This is a genomic window from Nitrospirota bacterium, from assembly GCA_015233895.1.
Classification (GTDB): domain Bacteria; phylum Nitrospirota; class Thermodesulfovibrionia; order Thermodesulfovibrionales; family Magnetobacteriaceae; genus Magnetomonas.
Window position 1 is genome coordinate 1 of record JADFXG010000032.1, and the last position, 1,868, is coordinate 1,868.

Here is a 1,868-nt window from a genome sequence, read left to right on the forward strand (position 1 = left end):
GTTGAGGCACCCCCACCGTAATGGGCAACGCCCTCCCTCATTTATTATGCAGCAGATGATCAATGCCCTTTATTTGTCAATTTAATCTAATATCTGACGCTGCACATTCTTTTGCTGTTAGCGCATCGTGTATTAATGCTATTTCTTTTGCGTATTGATTCTTTTGTCTGTCTCTGTTCATTTTGCTCCAGCCGGAACATCCGGCAGTAACACCGGCATAGCTGTACGAACTGGTTCTGAAGCTGTCACACTCGGGGTGCCAATCAAGGCCTTTGGACTCATCTATGGAGACATTATACATTTCCTGATAGAAATTGCCATGGTTTTCAAATATTTTTTTAAAATGCTCTGAGATAGTGTCATCCTTATTAACCTTAGGTTTGATCCCTTCGCCAAAAAACCCTTCAAGGATTCGTTTATTATCTAAGAACGGCTGAAAATATACATGCCCGATTTCTCCGTTTCTATTAACTTTAAAGTCCAGACCCATTCGTATGAACTGGTTAAGCAGCTTTGGCGCAACTTCTACAATGACCTTTTCAGTGTAGTTAAAAAGCCTGCTCTTTTCGGCCATTTTAGGTTCAATCCAAAAACATGGATCAACATATAATTCGTTAGTCCTCATTTTGAATATTTCAGTCGGCAGTGGTATCCCGGCATACCGCCGTGCAATTTCCTGCATTTCGGAACTAACCTCAAAAGACGGCAGTAATGCTGCGTGCCCATCTTTTCCTTTGAGCGTTAGCGTACAAACTTCGGTTTTTAATACTCTTTGCCGTTCACTGTAATATAAATCATCTAATTGATTTTTTTTTACTATTGCAACTTCCATGTTGTTCACCCCATACACGTAATATTTATCTGGAGGACTAAGTCCTCCACCCCAAAATTATATTTTTGATTAACAACGGCTTATTTTGCTGTGAATCATGAAATTTTTTTAAATGATATTACTTGTAGTGTATCTTATGGCGATTACAAAACGATTACAAATTTGTAACAAAAAGCACTGCAAAGTTTTACCACATTAAGAGCTTGTGTTTTTTAGGAGCTTCATTTATAATATATATATTATATGGGGGGGTAGATTGGCTAAAACATTGAGTGTACGAGTTTCAGATAATGTGTATGACAGGCTTAACCAGATTTCAAAAAAAACCATGCGGCCTAAAAGTTTTTATTTAAATGAGATGTTACAGCTTTATATTGATGAATTTGAGGACGCATATTTGGCCTGGGAGCGTCTAAATGACATAAACACCACGTATTACACGTCATCTGAGGTTCGTAAAAAACTTGGGATTTAGCGTTGTTTGGAGTAATCAGGCATACGAAGAACTTTCTAAATTTGATGTAAAAACCAAGACGAGGATAGTTGACAAGGTAGATTTCTATTTGTCAGATAATCCGGTAAGATTGAGTAAACCTCTAAAAGGTTTGTTCAACGGACTTTATAGCTATCGTTTTGGCAAGATTCGTATTGTCTTTGCCCTCAATGAAAGAGACAATACTATCACTGTTACCAGAGTCGCCTTCAGAAAGAACGTTTATGAGTAATCTTATTTTTCCGTCTCTCTCAGGAGTTCTTTCATGTCTAATGAGGGCTCAGTTTGGAGTTCATCTCTGAATATCCTTTCGCATTCACTGTAGGTTTGTATTGCCCTGGTTTTATTGCCTTTTAACAGATAACTTTTCATAAGCAATTCGTAACAATTCTCACAAAAAGCGTCCCTCTTCAGCCATTTATGTGCATAATCTATAACTGTATCATAGTCACGATTTTTGAAATAGTAAAAGGCCATCCATTGTAATGCATTAATTTCCATATCAATATATTTTTCTCTTAAGGGAATGACCCAGCTATAAGG

3 protein-coding genes are annotated in these 1,868 nt (G+C 37.3%); 1 reads left to right on the plus strand and 2 read right to left on the minus strand.

Annotated features, from left to right (window positions below):
* Nucleotides 1–76 precede the first annotated feature (76 nt).
* Nucleotides 77–832: a hypothetical protein gene (locus tag HQK88_14695; GenBank protein MBF0618047.1), complete on the minus strand. Its 756-nt coding sequence runs from the start codon at nt 830–832 to the stop codon at nt 77–79.
* Between the two features lie 256 nt (nt 833–1,088).
* Between HQK88_14695 and HQK88_14700 the strand changes: the two genes are divergently transcribed.
* Entirely contained in the window at nt 1,089–1,307 is a 219-nt protein-coding gene (locus HQK88_14700; protein MBF0618048.1) for a ribbon-helix-helix domain-containing protein, read from the plus strand.
* Nucleotides 1,308–1,559: 252 nt separating this feature from the next.
* On the opposite strand, the gene HQK88_14705 is transcribed toward HQK88_14700, so the two are convergent.
* The coding region (locus HQK88_14705; GenBank protein MBF0618049.1) for a hypothetical protein at nt 1,560–1,868 on the minus strand (309 nt) is incomplete at its 5' end.